20 protein-coding genes are annotated in these 18,802 nt (G+C 71.9%); 5 read left to right on the top strand and 15 right to left on the bottom strand.

The annotated features are described in order from the left end of the window. Positions 1–15 precede the first annotated feature (15 nt). Genes AB0F72_RS17225 through AB0F72_RS17160 form a run of 14 tightly spaced genes read right to left on the bottom strand, consistent with a single transcriptional unit; the run spans position 16 to position 12,618 of the window. The gene (locus AB0F72_RS17225; RefSeq protein ID WP_360431564.1) at positions 16–2,055 is read right to left on the bottom strand and encodes a phage tail protein; all 2,040 of its coding nucleotides are present in this window, start codon (positions 2,053–2,055) and stop codon (positions 16–18) included. Next, a complete protein-coding gene (locus AB0F72_RS17220; RefSeq protein ID WP_360431561.1) occupies positions 2,052–3,962 on the bottom strand; it encodes a putative baseplate assembly protein in 1,911 nt (636 codons plus the stop codon). The genes AB0F72_RS17225 and AB0F72_RS17220 overlap by 4 nt, the downstream gene beginning before the upstream one ends. Beyond that, positions 3,952–4,374 carry a GPW/gp25 family protein gene (locus AB0F72_RS17215; protein ID WP_360431558.1) on the bottom strand — a complete coding sequence of 141 codons (423 nt, stop codon included), beginning with the start codon at positions 4,372–4,374 and terminating at the stop codon, positions 3,952–3,954. The genes AB0F72_RS17220 and AB0F72_RS17215 overlap by 11 nt, the downstream gene beginning before the upstream one ends. A gap of 2 nt (positions 4,375–4,376) precedes the next feature. Further along, the gene (locus tag AB0F72_RS17210) at positions 4,377–4,772 is read right to left on the bottom strand and encodes a PAAR domain-containing protein (RefSeq protein WP_360431555.1); all 396 of its coding nucleotides are present in this window, start codon (positions 4,770–4,772) and stop codon (positions 4,377–4,379) included. Positions 4,773–4,799: 27 nt separating this feature from the next. Continuing rightward, positions 4,800–5,378 carry a phage baseplate assembly protein V gene (locus AB0F72_RS17205; protein ID WP_360431552.1) on the bottom strand — a complete coding sequence of 193 codons (579 nt, stop codon included), beginning with the start codon at positions 5,376–5,378 and terminating at the stop codon, positions 4,800–4,802. Position 5,379: 1 nt separating this feature from the next. Next, complete coding sequence (locus AB0F72_RS17200; protein WP_360431549.1) at positions 5,380–6,477, bottom strand: hypothetical protein; 1,098 nt, start codon at positions 6,475–6,477, stop codon at positions 5,380–5,382. Beyond that, on the bottom strand, positions 6,474–7,163 hold the full coding sequence (locus tag AB0F72_RS17195) for a peptidoglycan-binding protein (protein ID WP_360431546.1): 690 nt from the start codon (positions 7,161–7,163) through the stop codon (positions 6,474–6,476). Before AB0F72_RS17195 ends, AB0F72_RS17200 begins: the two co-directional genes overlap by 4 nt. Before the next feature lie 2 nt (positions 7,164–7,165). After that, the gene (locus AB0F72_RS17190; protein ID WP_360431543.1) at positions 7,166–7,366 is read right to left on the bottom strand and encodes a hypothetical protein; all 201 of its coding nucleotides are present in this window, start codon (positions 7,364–7,366) and stop codon (positions 7,166–7,168) included. A 2-nt stretch (positions 7,367–7,368) separates the two neighbouring features. Beyond that, complete coding sequence (locus AB0F72_RS17185; RefSeq protein WP_360431540.1) at positions 7,369–7,809, bottom strand: phage tail protein; 441 nt, start codon at positions 7,807–7,809, stop codon at positions 7,369–7,371. After that, positions 7,793–9,235 carry a phage tail sheath subtilisin-like domain-containing protein gene (locus tag AB0F72_RS17180; RefSeq protein WP_360431537.1) on the bottom strand — a complete coding sequence of 481 codons (1,443 nt, stop codon included), beginning with the start codon at positions 9,233–9,235 and terminating at the stop codon, positions 7,793–7,795. Before AB0F72_RS17180 ends, AB0F72_RS17185 begins: the two co-directional genes overlap by 17 nt. Beyond that, positions 9,232–9,669 carry a phage tail protein gene (locus tag AB0F72_RS17175; protein WP_360431534.1) on the bottom strand — a complete coding sequence of 146 codons (438 nt, stop codon included), beginning with the start codon at positions 9,667–9,669 and terminating at the stop codon, positions 9,232–9,234. The genes AB0F72_RS17180 and AB0F72_RS17175 overlap by 4 nt, the downstream gene beginning before the upstream one ends. 2 nt (positions 9,670–9,671) lie before the next feature. Further along, positions 9,672–11,264, bottom strand: coding sequence for a phage tail sheath C-terminal domain-containing protein (locus tag AB0F72_RS17170; protein WP_360431531.1), 1,593 nt, complete (start codon positions 11,262–11,264; stop codon positions 9,672–9,674). Positions 11,265–11,278: 14 nt separating this feature from the next. Beyond that, a complete protein-coding gene (locus tag AB0F72_RS17165) occupies positions 11,279–12,025 on the bottom strand; it encodes a hypothetical protein (RefSeq protein WP_360431528.1) in 747 nt (248 codons plus the stop codon). Beyond that, positions 12,022–12,618 (bottom strand): DUF4255 domain-containing protein, encoded by a 597-nt coding sequence (locus AB0F72_RS17160; protein WP_360431525.1) that lies wholly within the window; start codon positions 12,616–12,618, stop codon positions 12,022–12,024. Before AB0F72_RS17160 ends, AB0F72_RS17165 begins: the two co-directional genes overlap by 4 nt. Positions 12,619–12,742: 124 nt before the next feature. Here AB0F72_RS17160 and AB0F72_RS17155 point away from each other — a divergent pair, with 124 nt between their 5' ends. From AB0F72_RS17155 to AB0F72_RS17135, 5 genes are all read left to right on the top strand, one after another. Next, positions 12,743–13,528, top strand: coding sequence for a tyrosinase family protein (locus AB0F72_RS17155; protein ID WP_360431523.1), 786 nt, complete (start codon positions 12,743–12,745; stop codon positions 13,526–13,528). Positions 13,529–13,534: 6 nt separating this feature from the next. Continuing rightward, complete coding sequence (locus AB0F72_RS17150; protein ID WP_360431520.1) at positions 13,535–14,044, top strand: hypothetical protein; 510 nt, start codon at positions 13,535–13,537, stop codon at positions 14,042–14,044. 122 nt (positions 14,045–14,166) lie between these two features. Beyond that, positions 14,167–15,414, top strand: coding sequence for a hypothetical protein (locus AB0F72_RS17145; RefSeq protein ID WP_360431517.1), 1,248 nt, complete (start codon positions 14,167–14,169; stop codon positions 15,412–15,414). A 108-nt stretch (positions 15,415–15,522) separates the two neighbouring features. Continuing rightward, complete coding sequence (locus AB0F72_RS17140) at positions 15,523–16,260, top strand: BTAD domain-containing putative transcriptional regulator (protein WP_360431514.1); 738 nt, start codon at positions 15,523–15,525, stop codon at positions 16,258–16,260. 42 nt (positions 16,261–16,302) lie between these two features. Next, a complete protein-coding gene (locus tag AB0F72_RS17135) occupies positions 16,303–16,638 on the top strand; it encodes a hypothetical protein (RefSeq protein ID WP_360431829.1) in 336 nt (111 codons plus the stop codon). 795 nt (positions 16,639–17,433) lie between these two features. Here the strand turns inward: AB0F72_RS17135 and AB0F72_RS17130 are convergent. Beyond that, positions 17,434–18,639 carry a molybdopterin-binding protein gene (locus tag AB0F72_RS17130; protein WP_360431511.1) on the bottom strand — a complete coding sequence of 402 codons (1,206 nt, stop codon included), beginning with the start codon at positions 18,637–18,639 and terminating at the stop codon, positions 17,434–17,436. Between the last annotated feature and the right edge of the window lie 163 nt (positions 18,640–18,802).

The following is an 18,802-nucleotide window of genomic DNA, read 5'->3' as shown; positions in this document are numbered from 1 at the left end:
ACGACGACAATCTGGTTAGACCAGGACCGTGCGGACGCCGACATAGCTGTCCCGTCCGACGGGTGGTGGGCGGTCCCGCCCCGGTCCCCGGCCACCGAGCCGCAGCCCGCGGCCGAGGGGCGGGCCGGTGCGATCGCCGGCGTCGGCGAGCCGGGCCGCCGGTCGCTTGCCGAGGTACGCGTCCACGCCGAGCAGCGCCTGCCCGCCGAGGACGGTCCGCGGTTCGATCTCGAGCACCTGGTGCGCGACCTGCGCCGGCTTCTCGGCGGCGACGAGCCGCTCGAAACGGTCCCGCGCGTCGCGGTCCGGCAGCAGACCGGTCGGCACCAGGACGGTGAACCGGTTGGCGTGCACCCGGAACCGGTCGGTGAGCTGGTCGCCGACCGAGATCAGGTTGATCGTGTCGTGCCGTCCGCGCGCGCCGAGCCGGGGACGATTCACCACCGACGCGCTCCACAGGCCCACGCCGGCGCCGGTCGGCACCCGGGTGTGCCCGAGGGTGGCGCCCGGCCGTTCCCGGAATCCCTCGACGAGCGCCGGGACGGACTCCGGCACCGGATGCCCGAGCTCCGCCCTCAGGTGCGCGCGCAGGATCTCCCGGATCGCCTTCGGTGTGCCGCGGCGCGGGTAGAGGCCGGGCGCCACGGCGAGCAGCGCCCGCCGCTGTTCCGGCGTCCAGGTCAGTTCCAGGGCGACGCCCAGTTCGGCGGCGAGCGCGTTGACCAGTCCGGCGGGCACGGCCGCCGGGGAGAACCGGGCGGGCAGGCTCCGCAGCCGCTGCTCGACAGCGTCCAGCTCGGCGCCGAAGATCGCCAGGAACCGGTGCAGGAAGCTGGTCGTCTGCTCCTCGCTGCGGTAGATCGCGGGCAGGAAGCGTTCCAGGCCGGCCACCTGCGGCTCGACCAGCAGCTGCCCGACGACCGGGGTGTCCCAGCCGTCGCCGGTGAGGCCGAGCCGGACGCTGAGGAACCGGCCGCGTTCGGCGAGGACCGCGAAGTCCCGGTCGACGGCTGAGTCCGCCGGCTTGCCCGGCTGCGGCACGCCGGTCAGCACGTGCGCGCGGCTCCACGAGGCGTCGTCGACCCCGGCCGGATCGAACGCGGTGTCGCTGGCGAACGTGCGCAGGCTGACCGAGCAGCCGGGCGGGATCACCCCGGTCAGCACGGTGCGATGCCAGCGGCAGCCGAGGATCGCGCTGTCCAGCGGCGCGCTGGTCCAGTCGCCGAGGGTGCCATGGGTACGGGGTCCGGCCGCGTCCCCCGGTGTGATCGTGACGGGTTCCCCGCAGGGATCGAACCACTGATCGGCGGGCGCGCCGGCGATCCGGAAGCGGGACGGCACCCGGAACCGGCCGAGGTGGTCGGCGGTGATCGGCGGCTCCGGGAAGCGTGCTTCGGGCAGGTGCTCCCAGCGCCCCGGGGACAGCCGCGCCACGATTCTCGGCGGCTCACCGCCGGCCAGGTGGATCCGGCCCTCGGTGTCCACGGCGATGCGCCGCCAGCCGGAGCCGGCCGGCGGGGGCGGCCGGAGCAGCGGCTCGAGCCGGTCCAGCGCCGGGGTGGCCCGGTGCACGGTCCCCTCGTCGTCGAGCACCAGCAGCCGGTCGCCGGCGAAGGCCAGCGCGATCGGGTGGCGGTCGCCCAGTGTCAGGACGGCCCGGACGCTCAGCGTGGCCGGGTCCAGCACGATCACGTCGTGACGGTGTGGATCGGCGGCAGCGATGCCCTTACCGGCGGCGGCGATGCTCGTCGCCCCACCGAGGTGGTGCGAGCTCACGACCGTACCGAATCGGCCGGAGATCGGGTCGAAGAGCCGCAGCCGGCACGCCGTGCGGTCGAAGAGCCACAGCGTGACGCGATCGGCCGCGAGGGTGGGCGGCAGCACCAGGCCGCCGAGGGTGCCGTTCGGCGAGCCGAGGCCGAGCGGGCCGCCGGGCCGCGGCGTCAGGCTCAACCCGTTGCCGCCGACGGCCACCGTGGACGTGGCGGCCCGCCAGGGCAGCCAGCCCCGGCCGAACCACCATGAGCCCCGCGCGATCGTGGCGGCGGTGGTCACGGGATGCTCCTCGTCCGCACATCGATCCGGTGGTTCGCGGCCGGCACGATCAGCTGGTCGGGCGCGATCACGACCTCCTGATCCAGTCGGTGCTCGGCGTCGTCGATGCGGACCTCCAGGGCCGGGACCGCCAGGACGTCCGGGATCTGCTGGAGCACGCCGAACAGCGAGGTCGGGAAGAAGCTGACGCCGAACCGGCCGCCGCCGCTCGGCGAGAGCTGGGCGTCGATCCGGCGCTGCGCCTCGGCGACGATCTCGCCGACCGCCGCGAACGGCGCCACCTGGATCACCGTGGTGACCTCCACCTCGACGAACCGGGCGCCGCGCACGTGCAGTTCGGTGCCGATGGCCCGTTTCGGCGCGAGTTCGTCCGCGACCGCTTCGAGCAGCCCGGGGCTGGCGGCCGGCACCCGGTCGGTGGAGCGGGCGAGCACCGCCACGAGCACGCTGCCGGGCACGGCCGTATCGGGGAAGTTCGGATGCCGCATCCCGATCGCCACCGCGTCGGCCACCCCGCCGACCTTCCGGGCCAGCTCCCGGTAGTCCTCGGCGGTGACCGCGCGGTCCCGGCTGCGCAGCGCGGCCGGCGCCCGCCGCTTCAGCTCGGCGGCGGTCTCCTCGTCGCGGCCGCCCTCGCTCTTGCGCTGGTTGGTGACCGCGTCGATGCCCGGCGGGGCGGTCTGCAGGCCCTCGACCTCGCCGGCCGGCACGTTGGCCAGCACGGTCCCGCCGTACCGGTAGCCGACCAGGATCTCGAAGCCGGCGACCGGCACCCGGCCGTTGCGGCCGTCGCCGAACCGCAGCTCGCCACGGCTGCCGTCGACCACCACGTGCCTGTCGTCCGGACCGGATTCGATCAGGTCGCGGACCACCGCCCACCGGATCTCGGCCGGATCGGTGCCACCGGCCGGGTCGGCGACGTCCACTGTCGCGGCGTCCGGCTCCGGCAGCGGCCGGTTCTTCAACCGGAAGACCTGACCGGTACGGCCGTCGCTGGTCCCGGCCCGCTCGGCGCCCACGGTGGTGAGGCTGCGGGCCGGCACCGTGTTGTGCCGCAGCAGCTCGATGACCGGCTCCTGACCGGGCGGGTACTGCCCGGACACGAACCGGCAGCGCAGCCAGTGCATCGGCCGGTCCTCGCGGCCCACGCCGGCCACGGCCGCGCTGGTGCGGGGACCGGCGATCTGCACGTAGCCGCTGCGGGTGAACGCCTGCGACTCGTCGACGATCAGGCCGAGCGGGCTCCACCTGTCGCTGTCCGGGTCGCTGCGGAACTCCCACTGCAGGCGGGCGTCGGTCACCGCGCCCTGCCGGTCCTTCGGCGGGTCGATCAGCAGGCTGATCTGCTGCGGGAACTCGACGGCGGCGGTCGGTTCGGCCGGGCCGAAGCCGAGGTAGAGCGCGTCGCCGTGCTGCGGGTCGCCGCCGAACGGGCGGAACGCGGTGTACGCCGCCTCGTCCGTGGAGATCACGTCGAAGCGGTTCGGGCCGGCCACCTGGATGCTGCGCAGCCGCAGCGGGATCAGGTCGACGCCACGTTCGGTCTCGAAGACGATCGGGCCGTTCTCGGTGCTCACCGACGAGCTGACCGGGGTGCCGGCGGGTATCGGGATCGGGCGGAGCTCGCCGTCACGAACCGTGAAGGTGAGATCGGTGGCCGCCGGACTGGCCGCCACCGGTTCGATCCCGAGGACCTGGAGGAAGGTGAGCAGGCTGCGCTCCGGCGCCTGGTTGAGGCGGTAACCGATGGTCTCCGCGAGCCAGGCGAACAGCTCGATCAATGTGGCGCCGGGGTCGGACTCGTTCCAGTCGGTCCACTCCGGGGTGTAGTGCGGGATCCGCAGCAGCATCTCGTTGTGGATCTGGTCGAACGTGCGGTCGTCGAGGTTCGGCGGCTCAATCGGCACGGCGATCACCCACCAGCCCGACGCCCTCGTTGAGGAAGAACGGGTAGACCAGGTTCAGGGCGGCGTTGTTCGCGCGGATCCGGCAGCCGATCGAGATGATCAGCCGGTTGCGGGCGTCGTCGGGGGTCTCGACCCGCACGTCGAGCACGTCGACGCGGGGTTCCCATCGGGTCAGCGCGGCCCGCACGTCCGCGGCGACCAGGCCGCGCAGTCCCGGCGTGTTGGCCGAGAACACCAGGTCGTGGATGCCGGCGCCGAAGTCCGGGCGGAACGGCCGCTCACCCTTCGCGGTGCTCAGGATCAGCCAGATGCTCTGCCGGATCTTCTCGGCGCCCTGCGCGTACTCTGGGCCCCGGCGGGTCGGCGCCGCGATCGGGAACGCCCAGCCCTTGCCCAGGAAATCGGCGGCCATGCTCAGCCCCCGATCCGGACCGTGGAGGTGGCGACGACCTTCGCGGACAGGTTGGGTCCCGGGTCCGCGCAGGTCCGGGCCGAGTCGCCGGCGCGGGCCGCGGCACGGCCGTTGATCCGCACGGTGGCGCTGCCGGCCCGTACGGTCCCCCGGTTGTCCGGCGGGTTCACGAAGAGCCCGCCGCTGGGCAGGTGCGGCGGCGTGTTGATCGCCACCGAGTCGACGGTCGCGGCGGCCCGCTTCTCGATCCGCACGTCCCCGCTCAGCTTCTGGGTCAGGATCCCGTTGAACGGGTGCGGCACCAGGATCGGCGGCGGCGGTGGCGCGCCGGGCGGCTGGATGAGGTGGCGGTCGAGCGCGGTGATCCGATCGCCCTGCTTCGCGGCTGGCTTGCCCATGATGTCCGCCCTTGGTCGCTGTCGCCGTCAGTTGATGTCGACGGTCTTGCCGCGCAGCTTGAGCGCGCCGCTCGCGGTGATCGAGATGTCGCCGGTGGCGGTGACCGTGAGGTTCGCCTTGCTGCTGACCGTCACGTCGCCGGCCGCGTCGACGACCACCGTCCCGGCGGTCGCGGTCACCTCGATCCGGCCGCCGCCGGCCTTGTCCAGCACCACCTTCTGCTTCCCGCCCGCGGTGATCAGCTCGATCCGCTCGGCGCCCGCCTTGTCGTCGAACCGCAGCACGTGGCCGCTGCGGGTGATGATCTGCCGGACGTCGTTGACCTCGTTCACCCCGGACTTCTCCGGCGGCGGGCCGGGAACACACCAGACCCCGCCGAGCACGTACGGCCGCCGCAGGTCCCCCCGCTCGAAGACGATCATCACCTGGTCGTCGATCTCCGGGCGGAAGTAGGAGCCACGGGCGTTGCCAGCGCCGGCCGACACGATCGGCGCCCACTCGGAGAGCTGGTTGCCGTGCTGGGGCAGCACGGCCCGGACCCGGCCGAGGTTCTGCGGGTCCTTCAAGTCCTTGACGATCCCGAGCACCACGTTGTTCGCCGTCATCTCAGCTCCCCTTGACCTCTTCGCGGCGGCAACCGAACTGCGTCGTGTAACCGCTGTCGCCGATCGCGTGGGTGGTGTCGGTGACGAAGTAGCGGCCGGCGAACCGGTCGCCGAGGCCACCGACCTCGATCACGCTGCCGGCCCGCAGCCGGGGCAGCCCGACCGTCGAGCCGGTCGCCTTGACCAGGCCTTTCGCGATCTGCTGGAGGATCTCGACGGCCAGTTGCCGGGCCTCGGCGAGGCTGTCCACGACGCGGTCGGCGACGACCTCCTTGCGTTTCTCGAACGACCGCTGCACCCCGGCGCCCAGGCCCTCGGTCTCCAGCTCCGGCAGCTTGGCCCGGTACTCGATCTTCTCCTTGCGGATCGGGTCCCAGCCCTGCACGACCACCTCGCCGACTTGGCCGGCGGTGGTCAGCTCGGGCTGGAACTCGACCAGCGTCCGGCCGTAGACCAGCTCGTAGGTGGGGCGGCGGACCTCGGTGGACGGCCCGAAATACAGCCGGGGCCCGGTGCCGTCGGACTCCTCGACGAACAGGTCGTACCCGTTGGCCCGGGCCCGGGTCATCAGGAACGCCACGTCGAAGGCGTCCTGGAGCAGGTACTTGTGCCGCGGTTCGTTCAGCGGGTCGGTGCGCACCCGCGCGCCGATCCGCTGCCCGATCTCGACGGCGATCTCCGAGTCGGTCTTGTCGGTGTACGCGACGAACCGCTGCTCGTCCCGGAACCGGTGCAACAGGTTGAGGCCGCCGATGGTGAGCGTGGGCTGCCCGCCGGACGGGAACGACGGCCGCAGCGAGGTGATCTCCCCGGTGATCATCAGGTCCAGGTCGTCGCCGCCGCGGTAGCCCATCCGCAGCTCCACCTCGGTGCCCGGGTCGAAGAGCGTGTCGTCGGAGTACTTGAACGCCCGGGTCGCGGCGTCCCAGTTGTTGATCACGATCTCGAAGCTGTCGATGTCGGTGATGCCGTCCTTGTACGACACCGAGACGACGTCGCGGATCACGTCCTTGGTGGCCGGGCGGCCGCGCAGCTTCAGCTCGAACGCCGGGACGTAGAAGTCCCCGGCGGTGGTGACCGGCAAGGTCGCCGCGCTCATCGCACACCGGTCCGGGACTCGTCGCTGGGAATCTCCAGCTGGGCGCCGACCGGCGGGGCGGCCGGGTTCTCCACCAGGTCCGGGTTCGCGTCGGCGATCCGCCGCCAGAGCCGGGCGTCGCCGTACTCGGCCAGGGCGATCGACGCGAGCGTCTCGTTCTCCAGGACCGCGTGCAGTTTCGTGTGGTCCGACGATTGCAGGTTCAGCTCGGCGAGCTGCTCCTCCAGCGTCTTGTACTCGCGCAGGGAGAGCGTCACCGTGGCCCGCAGCGGGATGCCGGCCGGGCTGAACAGCGTGAACTTCTGGTCCACCGAGTCGGCGATCGCCTTGAACGACAGGCCTTCGCCCCAGGTCAGCTGGATCCGGGGCGGGGCGTGCGTCTTCGGCTGGATCTTGACGAGCTGGTAGAAGCCCTTGGTCAGCTCCCGCACGTCGGACGCGCCGTCGCCCATCCCGGCGGCCGTGGTGTCGAAGAACAGGTCCAGCTTGAGCGTCTCGGTCTGACCGCGGACGAACTGCAGGATCGGCGAGTCCAGGCCGGGGATGCCGATCTCGGCGAGCTGGGCGGCCTTGGTCCGGTTGTACTCGGCCGGGTTGAACTGGACCCGGAGCAACTCGGTCAGGCCCCGGCTCGGGTCGATCGCGTCGGCGTCGAGGATCTTGATGACGGCGTGTTCGAGGGCCATCGTCAGTCACCCGCTATCGGGGACGGTGGCTGGACGCTGCGCCGGATCCGGGTGGCCTCCTGCTGGCGGCGGGCGTCGCGGTCGCGTACCTCCAGAAGCCGGACCACCGCCGCCGCGATCTGGCAGACCTGCCGCTCGGAGAGCGGCAGCTCGCCGTCGACGACGGTGATGTCCGTGGTGAGCGAACCGATGTGCAGCGGCATGATCACTTCCGCCGGTCGAGGCCCTGGTGGGCCAGCTCGAACGTCTCCACGGCCACCGCGTTGCCGCCGGCCGACAGCTCCGGCCCGGTCCACTTCATCGGCAGTGCCTTGGTGAACTCGAAACTCAGGTCGGTACGGGCGCCGGCCGCGTCCTTGACCAGCACCGTCCCGTTGCGGAACCGCACCACGCCGCGCATCAGCTCGGCGTGCCAATCCCAGAGCAGCTTGTCGACGATGCCCCGCTTCAGCACCAGGTTCGGGAAGCGGCTGCGACCCGGCAGCCGGTGCACGTGGTCGTTGACCCCGCCCTCCGGGTAGTCGAGGAACTCGGTCTCCACGCTGAGCCCGGAGCAGTCGGAGAAGCCGCCCACCGGCAGGTCGTCGAGCCGGATCTCGAACCGGAACGCCAGGAACGGGTCGGCCCGGTCAGCTGTCGTCGGCACGGTCGCCTCCCGCCACGTCGATCCGGGCCACCACGAACTCGGCCGGCCACGGCGGCAGCAGGCCGATCTCGACCACCACCCGTCCCTCGGCCTCGTCGGCGACCTCCACGCTGTACGCCTCCTCCGCGGTACGCCCGTCGAGCGCGCCGGCCCGCCACAGCTCGTCCAGGTACTGCCGGGTCACCCGTTCCAGGTTGTCGCGCATGACCAGGCTGTCCGGCTCGAACACCAGCCAGGCGGCCCGCGCCGCGAGGGTGCGCTGGATGTGCGTGACCAGGCGCCGCACGTTGAGGTAGCGCCACTGCTGGTCCGTGCTGGTGGTGCGGGCGCCGGCCACCCGTACGCCCCGGCCGGCGACCACCCGGATCGCGTTCACCTGGGCCTCGTTGACCTGGCCGTGCCGCTCGTCGTCGACCGGGACGCTCACCCCGACGACGCCGAGCACCGGCTCGTTGGCGGGCGGCTTGTGCGGCCCGGCGGCCAGCTCGGAGCGGGCCACCACGCCGGCGACGTGGCCGCTCGGCGGGATCTCCCGCAGGTCGGCGGTCCGCAGCCAGGGCCAGTAGATCGCCGCGAACGCGGTGGTGAACGTCTCCCGCCAGGCGATCACGTCGTCGGCCAGCGCCGCCGGGTCGGGGTGGTGCAGCAGCGCGGTCCGGTCCCGCCGGTCCTCGCAGGCCGCCGCGAGCCGGGCCTGCGCGTCCGCGATCACGCCGGGCGGGAACCGGGGCGTGGTCAGGTCGGGCATCGCCACCAGGCCGATCTCCTCGACGTCCTCGAAGACCGCCGCGGCCGCCAGGGCGTCCGCCGAGGTGTCGCCATCCGTCCCGCCGTCCAGCTTCGCGCCGAACGGCACGATCGGCCGACCAGTGGCCACCGCCGCGACCAGCACCGACATCGTCGACGACGACTCCGCCTCGGGGGAGAAACGCTCCGGCAGCGTCTCCACGGTGAGGTTGCGCCACACCTCCCGGCGCCCGTCCGGCGCCCGGATGATCAGCGCGAACCGGTCGCCTCCGGACGGCCGCGTCTCGATCGTCATGCCGTTGGCCCAGGTCCCGGGGCTGCGCGCGGTGAACCGGATGCCCGGCTGGACCAGTTCGGCGGCGGCGGCGTTCGCCGCGACCCGCACCACCCAGCAGATCTCGCCACCGTTGGCGAAGAAGCCGTGCACCGCGTCGGCCAGGAACGACTCCGCCGGCGGCGGCCCGAACGCGGCGTCGAACTCGGCGGCGGCGGCGAGCCGCAGCGGCTCGCCGACCGGCCCGCGCACGGCCCGCCCGGCGAACCCGGCGATGTCCCCGCGCACGTCGCTGACCTGGCGGAACAGCGGTCCCACCCACTCCACCGCGACGCCTGGCGCCGGGCGTGCCGGTCCGCCCGGGCCGCGCCCGGTCGTCCGGCCCCGGACCAGTGGCTCGGTCATTGCTGCTCGAGCCCTTCGTGGACGATCTCCAGGGTCTCGATCGCGGCTTCGCTCGCCTTCGCGTTGAGCGCCGGGCCCTCCAGCTTGCAGGGCCAGCCCTCCCGGAAGTTCCACTGCAGGGCGGGCTGCCGCGCCTCGTCGAGCAGCTGGATGTTGCCGGGCCGCCGCTCGGTCAGCCCGTCCATCACCAGCTTGCGCCACTCGAAGAGCTCCCGGGACTGGGTCAGGCCGCGTTTGAGCACCAGGTTCGCCTGCTTCTGCTGGCCCGGGAGCTTCCGCTTGATGTTCGGCTCGTCGCCGTTGCGGTAGTCGATGATCTCCTGCTCCATGGTCAGCCCGGAGCACTCGGCGAACCCGCCGACGACCACCCCGTCGATCTCTACGATGAAGTTGAATGCGCTGTACGGGTCGTTGCGATCCCCGGTAGCCGGCATGATCAGGCCTCCGCCTCACTGGTCAGGTGGCTGTATCGCAGGATCACGAACTCGGCCGGTCGCACGGCGGCCAGGCCGATGTAGCAGACGAGCTGACCGGTGTCGATCTCCTGCTGGGTCATCGTGGTCCGGTCGCAGCGGACGAAGAACGCCTCCTCGGGCCGGGTGCCCATCAGCGCGCCACTGCGCCACACGCTGACCAGGAAGTTCACGATGCTGCGGCGGACCCGCTCCCAGGTGGCCTCGTTGTTGCCCTCGAAGACCACCCACTGCACGCCCTCGTCGATCGACTCCTCGACGAAGATGAACAGCCGGCGGACGTTCACGTACCGCCACTGGGCGTCCGCCGCGAGGGTGCGCGCGCCCCAGACCCGGATGCCCCGGCGGTCGGCCCGGAAGTCCCGGATCACGTTGACCAGCCGGGGGTTCAGGATGTCCTGCTGCCGTTTGTTGACCAGGAACTGGAGCGGCTTCCGGTTGCCCGGCAGGTCCCGGGTGATGATCCCGCGGACCTCCACGTTCGCCGGCGCCTTGTGCACGCCGCGCAGGATGTCGGTGCCGGCGTAGATCCCGGTGACATGGCCGCCCGGCGGCACCAGCGGGGTGTCCAGCGTCCGGCTGTCGAGGACCCGTACCCACGGGTGGTAGATCGCGGCGTACGAGCTGGTCAGCGGCGGCTGAATGGCGTTGACGTCGGCCTGGTTGCCGTCCACCTGCAGGATCGCGAACCGGTCCTTGAGCTCCTCGCACTGGATCACCACCTCCTGCCGGATCGCGTCGCGCAACGCGGCGGTCAGCAGGGTGCCGTTCACCTCGTCGGGCACGCAGAGCAGCGAGATCTCGTCGATCATCCGTAGCCCGTTCAGGCCGGTCAGCGGCTCCTCGGTGCCCCGGAAGGCGTCCAGGTCCATGCCCGCGCCGTCGCTGCCGCCGGCGAACGCCGTCCAGTCCGCGTTCAGCGTGGGCAGGCCCGGGGTGCCCGGCGTCAGCGCGATCAGCTGCGAGTTCTGCAGCACGTTCGGGGCGAACGCGTCGGAGAGCGAATCCAGCGACAGGTCGTCCCAGTCCTCGAAGGCGTCCGGCTCCCGCCGGTCCCGGTTGCGCAGGTTGTCCCGGTTGAACGGATCCACCAGGGGCGTCGGCGGCTGCTGACTGTAGAAGAGGATCTGCAGCCGGAACCGCTCCGGATCCGGGTTCGCCAGGTTCGCCGGATCCGGCCGGGTCGGCCGCAGCACTCGCGCGAACAGCCGGTTGTCGAGGTTCCCCGGCCCGATCGCCGCCAGCTCCAGGTCGTCGCCGGCGGTCGCCAGCGTCACCGTGGAGGGCACCGCGTCCGGCCGGATCACCCGCCCCACGAACAGTCGCTGGCCGCCATTATCGAAAAAGCCCTTCACCGCGTACGGGAGAAAGGAGTCCCCGATCGGTCCGCCGTACCAGCGCTCGTACTCACGCAGGCTGGTCACCAGGCGAACGGCCGTCGGCCCGCGCTCGGTGAGTCCGACGAACCCGGCGGTGCTGGTGCTGACCCCGGTGATCGGGACCGGTCCGGTGCTGATCTCCTCGGTGTAGACGCCGGGAGCGAGGTACTCGGGCATGCTTCTCTGGCCTCCTAGATGAGCCGGAGCCGAAGTTCGGGTACGGACGTGGTCGTGCCGGGCAGCACCCGCACCGTGCGGGTCACCACCGGACCGTTCCGAGCCCATCCGGCGGACAGGACCGCGGCGGGGCGCGGGAGGGTGAGGGTCAGGGCGACGTCCACGGGTCCCGGCGGGTCCGGCAGGACCAGGACCCAGGAGCCGTCCGCCGCGGTGCGGTAGTCGTACCGGGCGCCCGGCGCCGTCACCAGCACGCCGGCTTCGGTCCCGCCGTTCTCCCGCTGGCCGGTGCCGTTCTCCCGCTGGCCGGTGCCGTTCTCCCGCTGGCCGGTTCCGCTTTCCCGCTCGACGGTTCCGCGCAGCAGCGTGGCCGGGCCGAACGGATAGCGGAGGCCCGGCGCGAGGTCGATCTGGATCCGCTGCCCGCCGGTCGGCGCGAACGCCAGGTCGGCCGGCTGGAAACCCGGGCTGGACACCCGTAGCTCGACGCTGGTCACGGCCGCGGCCAGGCGGCGGGCCACCCGCGGCGGCCGCTCGTCGACCACCTCGTCGGTGAAGACGGACAACCCGGAGAGCGTGCGCCGGGTGTGCAGGACCCAGCCGGACGGCTCGGTGCGGCCCTGCGCGGTCACCACGGCACGGACCGCGAACCGGATCGGGCCGCGCACGCCTGCCGCCGTACCGTCGGCTTTCTGGGTCTCCCGGAAATTGTCCCGGACATCGAAGATGCCGGCGGGCCGGTAGGTGCGCAGATCCGTCATGGCGACACCGACCGCACGAGGTCGGGCTCCCACTCGGCGGACACCTCGATCACCGGCGCCGAACCGTCGATGCGGCCGGAGTCCAGCCGGGTCACCTTCACCTGGTAGCAGACGCTCAGCCGGTACGGCTCCCGCAGCGCCTGCCACACCTGCGAGATCTCGTCCAGCGACCGCCGGTACAGGGTGATCCGCAGTTCCTCGTTCACCCCGTCCGGCCGGCCGTCGGTGACCCGGACCGTGCTCGTGTCGTGGAAGGTCTGCATGGCCCGGCCGAGCATCAGATGGCCGGCCACCCCGGACAGGGCGAACGGTGTGAGCAGGTAGTACAGGTCCAGGACGAGCGGTGTCATCCGGAAGGTGCCGTCGGCCAGCCGTACCGCCGGGGTGTTCTTCAGATGCTCGTCCTCGGCGACGTGGTAGAGCCAGAGCGACAGCCGCCGCGACGAGTCCTTCGCGGTCTCCGTCGGATTCTCGAAGACGATGCCCTCCTCGGTGCCGAGCAGCTCGGCCAGAGCGGGGTCACCGGCGAACGAGTTCCACAGCAGTCGCCGCAGACCGTCGCTCGCGACGGAGAGAACCCGGAAACCGCTCATGCCACGACTGTCCGCAGTGGCCGTCACGTGGTCGTCACGCGGCCGTGGCGGCCGTCTTCCCCCGCCTCCGTCCTGCTCCCCCGATTGACGCCGATGCGACGCACGCCCTCGCATGCTGCGCGACATGGGAATCCGCAGAGAGGCCTCGACGCTCGGCGACGGCGAGCTCCGGGCGCTGCGCGCCGCGTTCGCTCGCGCTTACGGCATCAGGGACGAGCGAGGGTACGGGTATTTCGCCGGCCTGCACGGTCTGCCCCTGCCGAACGAATGCCCGCACAACAGGCCGCTGTTCCTGCCGTGGCACCGCGCCTACCTGTACCTCTTCGAGCGGGCGCTGCAGGACCTCGAACCCGGCGCCGACCTGCCGTGGTGGGACTGGACGACAGCGCGCTCACACCGGGAGGGGCTGCCGGCCGCGTACCGGCGTGACCCGGGCCGGATCAACCGCAACCCGCTGTCCACCGGGCCGGTCACGCTCAGCGCGGCCGACCTGGAACGGTTCCGCGACGAGCCGATCAACCAGGGCGCGCTGAGTGACGGGCCGGCGCCGTGGACACTGCGCGACCCGGACAACCCGGATGAGCTGCCGCGCGCCGCGACGATCCGCCGGGCCCTGGACGCGCCCACCTTCGGCGACTTCACCAGCCTGGTCGAAGGCATGCACAACAGCGTGCACGGCTGGGTCGGCGGCGCGATGACGCTGATCTCGGTGGCCGCCTACGACCCGATCTTCTGGACGCACCACGCGATGATCGACCGGGTCTGGTACCTGTGGCAGATCGGCCCGCGCGGGCGGCCACCACCGGAGCACCTGCTCGACCAGGCGCTGACACCGTTCCCGATGACCGTGCGGGACACCCTCAGCCTGACCCGGCTCGGGTACGGCTACGCCGTCGACGTGGCCGGGTGATCGGACATGGCCGACTTCGACGCCACCACCGTCTCCACCGAGACGATGACCCGCACCGCCACGCTGCGCTACGCCGGCGGGGCCGCGTTCACCCGCGCCGACCTGGTCTTCCTCGATGTCGACCACGGGCACTCCTCGTACGAGGTCCGGGTCTTCGTGAACAATCCGGCGGCGCACGCCGGGACCGGGCGCACCGAGGCCGAGGGGTACGCCGGGCGGTTCCACGTCTTCGGGCACGGCGGCTGCTTCGGCGACGTGGGGCACTGCGACGTGCCGCCGCCCTCGACCGACCCGACCGATCTGCGGCCGGCTCATCAGTTGACGCCGCTCAGCACGTACCTGACCGTCACCGCCCCGCTGAACCACCTGCTTGCCGGGGGTGCGGCGCTGGAGACCGTCACCATGCTGGCGATCACGCTGCCGCCGCGGCTCGCCGATCGGGCCCCGACTCTCGACTTCTTCCTGTTCTCCAGTGTCGACCTGCGGACGTACCACACCCCGGAGACGCCGTCGTGACGCCTCCCTGACGGCCGGTCTCCGACGATGCCAGGTGTTCTCCCGACGTGTTCGTCTCTCTGTTCGTCTCTCTGTTCGTCTCTCGGTTCGTCTCTCTGTTCGTCTTGATGAAAGAAGGCGCCATGAGCTCCCCTCAGACCTCCGACCCGCACAGTGGCGACTCCGGATCGGCGCGCTACGGGAACCAGCCGCGAGGGGTGCCGGCGCCCGGCTATCGGCCGCCCGACCCGCCGTCGCAGCCGCCTGGCGAGAAGTACCCGCCATCTCAGCAGCCGCCGCCGGACGAGAAGTACCCGCCGTCTGGTGAGGAGTACCCGCCGCCTGGTGAGAAATACCCGCCGTCTGGTGAGAAATACCCGCCGTCGCAGCCGCCGCCCGGCGAGAAATACCCGCCGTCGCAGCAGCCGCCGTCCGGGTATGGGCCCGAGGACCCGCAGTATCCGACCCCGCCCGAGGGATACGACCCCAAGAAGCCGCCGGAGCCCGAGCCCTACAAGCCGACGCCTGACGAGCCTTCCACCTACAAGCCCGCCGACTCGAAGCCTCCCCGCCGCTGCCCGCCCTCGATGAGCTGCGACACCTCCGGGATCGACAAGCTCAAGTGCGAGAACGAGGGGGTCAAGGCGGAGGCCGCCGAGCGAGCGGCCAGCGCCATCCCACTGGAGAACCGGCACAAGGCGTTCGAAGCGGCGCGCACCGCGTACCGCACCGAACGGACCGCCGCGAAGACCTCCGTCGACGCGCTGACGACCCGGCTGAAGGACCTGCTCGACACCATCGAGTGCAAGGTGAGAGCGGATCGGCGGCCGGCCATCAAGTCCGCCTTCGACGAGGTGCTGGCGTGCATCCGGGAGTGCTCGGAAACGGCCGACGACGGTGTTCCGGAGGACTGCGGATTCACCGGCGAACAGTGGACCACCGATCGGATCGCTGGTCTGCGCGCCCGCGTCGAGAAGGTGGAGAAGCACTTCGACGAGAAGCTCGCCACCGAGCCGGAGGCGCTCAAGGGCCGGGTCACCGCCGTCACCAAGCTGGTCGACGACCTGGCGAAGGCGAAGGACGTCGAACCCCAGGACTGGGAGCGGCTCTACGTACAGGCGCTGGAGGCCGACTGGCGCCTGAAGACCGTCTACCGGCCGTTCGACGACGCCAACAAGTATCAGGACGACCTCTGCCGCGGGCTCACCTGCTCGCTGGAGGGTCGCGGGCTGCTCGCGAAACTGGTCGCCGACAAGACGTTCGAGGACTGCCAGGCCAGCGCTCGCCGGACCCGCTGCGACGACCTGCGCAAGAACCTGGTCAGCGAGACCATCGCCGCGGTGAAGCAACCTTCCAGCGTCGCAGAGGAGACCAGCACCGGTCGCCCCTGAAGTCCGTAACCCGACTCCGTCAGTTCATGGATTCACAGCGGCGTCCCCCCGGGGCCACGATGAGGGCGAGACTCTGTCCGTATCGCCCCGACCGTGCCGGAGGGACGCATGCCCGGCAAATGCGACTCCCGAACCGACTGGCACCTCCGTGTCCTGGGCCGGTTCGCCCTCTACCGGGGGGCCACCGAGATCACGGTCGGCACCGGTGGCCGGCGCCTGCTCGCCTACGTGGCGGTCAACGACGGCTCGGTCGACCGGGCCGGCGCCGCGTCGGCCCTCTGGCCGACCGCGCCCGCGCCGCGAGCCGGCGGCAACCTGCGCGGCGTCGTGCACCGCACCAGGCGGCTGATCGGCGACCGGCTGCTGGCCGACCGGTCCAACCTGGCCCTGCACCCGGACGTCACCGTCGACCTGTGGACCTGCACGGCGCTGGCGGAGGCCATCACCGCCGGCGCCATCGCCGAACCGGCCGACGCCGAACCCGCCGACGACCACCTGCTGGTCACCGCCGGCGACCTGCTCCCGGACCAGGAAGAGGATTGGATCATCATGGCCCGGGAGCGTTTCCTGCTTCTCCGGGTACGCGCCCTGGAGCACCTCTGCCGCCGCCGGACCCGCGAGCACCGACCAGCCGAGGCCGTCGCCGCCGGAAAAGCGGCGGCCCGCCTGGACCCGTTCCGGGAGAGCGTGCATCGCGCCCTGATGGCCGCCCACCTCTCCGACGGCGACATAGCCTCGGCGCTGCGCCTCTACCGCTGTTTCCGCACCCGGATGTGCGAGGAGCTGGACCTGCGGGCCCCCTCCGACCTGGAGGCCTGGGAGCACTCAGTGATCACCACCCACTGAACCTCGCGAGGCCACCGTGAACCTCGCGAGCGCGCCACTGAACTGCACGAGGGCACCACTGAACTGCACGAGGGCACCACTGAACTGCACGAGGGCACCACTGAACTGCACGATGACAGCAGCGTGACGACCACCGACGAAGCTGAGTCAATGGCAGCCCTTCACGGACCGACCACCGGCGACGACGGCCCAGCGATACCGCCGACAGCCGTGTGCGTGCTAACCATGCGAATCGAGAACAATCGCCTCCTGGTAAGCGTGCTGCTCAACCCCGACGTGCGAACCCGCGCCGGCGAACGCCGCTTCCGCCCCGCCAGCCTGGAGGAGGCCATCCTCCTGGTCCGAGACACAGCCAACCGCCTACAGCCGGGCCCCTAACCCACCCCCGCGCCACCAACCACCACCACTGCCGCCGCCACCACTCCCCGCCGCCATCACTGCTATCCGCCACCACCCGCCAGCGTGCCGATGCCGCTGTGTCACGCCGGGTGCCGGCGGGGGTGGAGCGCTGCGGGGGTCCGCGTCATTCTGTGGGGCCCGGAGCGTCCGCAGACTTCCGAAAAGCGCGGCGTTTACCTCGGTTGCCAGCACGCAGAGTGACAAGGACTCGCGCTGACGAGTGGCCATGCGCTTCGGCCGCCCTCGGTCGGATCGAGCGCGGGCAAAAGCCGCAAACCGTGACGGCTGACGAGCCGGACGGCCAACGAGCGGGACGGCCAACGAGCACGACGGCCAACGAGCACGACGGGCGACAAGCACGACGGGCGACAAGCGAGGTGACCGACACACGGACGGCGGCACACGGACGGCGGGCACACGGAAGTGGGTTGGGAGCGGCTCCGGCACGCAGCAAGTGGCGGCTCACAAGCGGGCGGCGCACGCGGGGGATCGCGGACAGCTCGCAGGCGGCTCGCGTGCGGCTCGCAGGCGGCTCGCGTGCGGCTCGCAGGCGGCTCGCGTGCGGCTCGCAGGCGGCTCGCATGCGGCTCGCAGGCGGCTCGCATGCGCACGCGCAGCCCCATGGCGGCCTCCCCGGCCACCCGCCCGGTCCCCGCGCGCCAGGCTCAGTCTCCCCGGCCACCCGCGCGGTCCCCGCACGCCAGGCCCAAGGGCTCGCGCCAGACTCAGGGACTCACGCCAACCTCCAAGGACCGGCCGACCAGGGCGCCGGCCTCACGGGAGCGTCAAAAGCGCCGCCGCCTCTCCGCTGCTCCAGCCGTCGGGCAGCACCGCCAAAGAATCCGCCAGCGCTGCCGCCTGCAAACCCGCCGGGCCGCTCTCGGGGAGGATGCCGGCGGCCGACACCGGGACGATGCGGACGCCACCCGGCATCGGCTTCGCGGCTCCTGTCACCGGGATCGTTGGCAGCGGCCGCGGCACCCGACCGGCCATCGTCTCCAGCAGCGGCTCCAGCAGGGTGAGCGCGGCGACCAGACCGGCGAACGGATTGCCCGGCAGACTCACCACCCACCGGCCGATCCCGGCGGGGCCGGACGGCAAGGAGGCCAGCGCCTGCGGATGGCCGGGACGGCAGGCGACGCCACGGACGTGCCAGGTCGCGGCCCGGGCGGTGAGCAGGGCGTGCAGGTGGTCGGCGGCGCCGGCCGAGGAGGAGCCGCTCACCACGATCACGTCGGTGTCGGCGCGGTCGAGGGCCGCCGCCAGGGACGCCGGGTCGTCCCGCTGGTGACGGCTCGCCCGCAGGTGGCCGCCGGCTCGCGTCGTGATGGCCGTCACCAGGCCGGTGAACGTGTCGCGGACCTGGCCGGGACCGGGCGCCCCGCTGTCCACCACCTCGTCGCCGGTGACCAGCAGCGTCACCGTCGGCGGGCGATGGGTCACCACCTTGTCGACGCCTGCCTGGAGAGCGGCCGCCGCGAGCGTCGCGGTCACGACCCGGCCGGCGGGCGCCACGAGCTCGCCGGCCCCCAGGGTCTCCCCCGCTCGCCGGATGTGCGTCCGAGTGCCCACCACCCCGGAGACCACCCGGTCGGCGCCGAGCGCCGACTCGCCGAGCGCCGACTCCTCGTAGGGCAGCACCGCCGTGGCCCCGTGCGGCACCGGGGCGCCCGTGGCGATCTCGACCGCCTCGCCCGGGACCAGTGACGGCAGGGTGGTGAAGCCGCCGGCCAGGAGCAGGCCGGTCACCGACCACGGACCGGGACCACTGACGGCATAGCCGTCCATCGCGGCGTTGTCGAAGGCGGGCACCGGCCGGACACCATGAACGGCCTCGGCCAGCACCTGCCCGCCCGCCGCGACCACCGCGACGGGGTGGCCGGGCAGCGGCTCGGCGACCTCACGGGCCAGCGCGTGTGCCCGTGACCAGGGCAGAAGCGAGCCGGGGCCGACTGAGTGATCATGAAGTGCGCGAGCCATGCCATCATCATGGCGAAGCCCACCTAACACCGCCCTAACAGCCCTCGTCACACCTTCGACACACGGCCGAATAACCTACCAAAACTATAGGCTTTATGGTTGTCTGGTCATAACAGCAGCGAGGCCGGACACCGGGAGGACACCATGTCAAGCGTCTGTACCA

The sequence above is a fragment of the Actinoplanes sp. NPDC023936 genome (assembly GCF_040639325.1).
Taxonomy (GTDB): domain Bacteria; phylum Actinomycetota; class Actinomycetes; order Mycobacteriales; family Micromonosporaceae; genus Actinoplanes.
The sequence above is the reverse complement of the archived record's forward strand: the minus strand, read 5'-3'. Positions and strand labels throughout refer to the sequence as shown.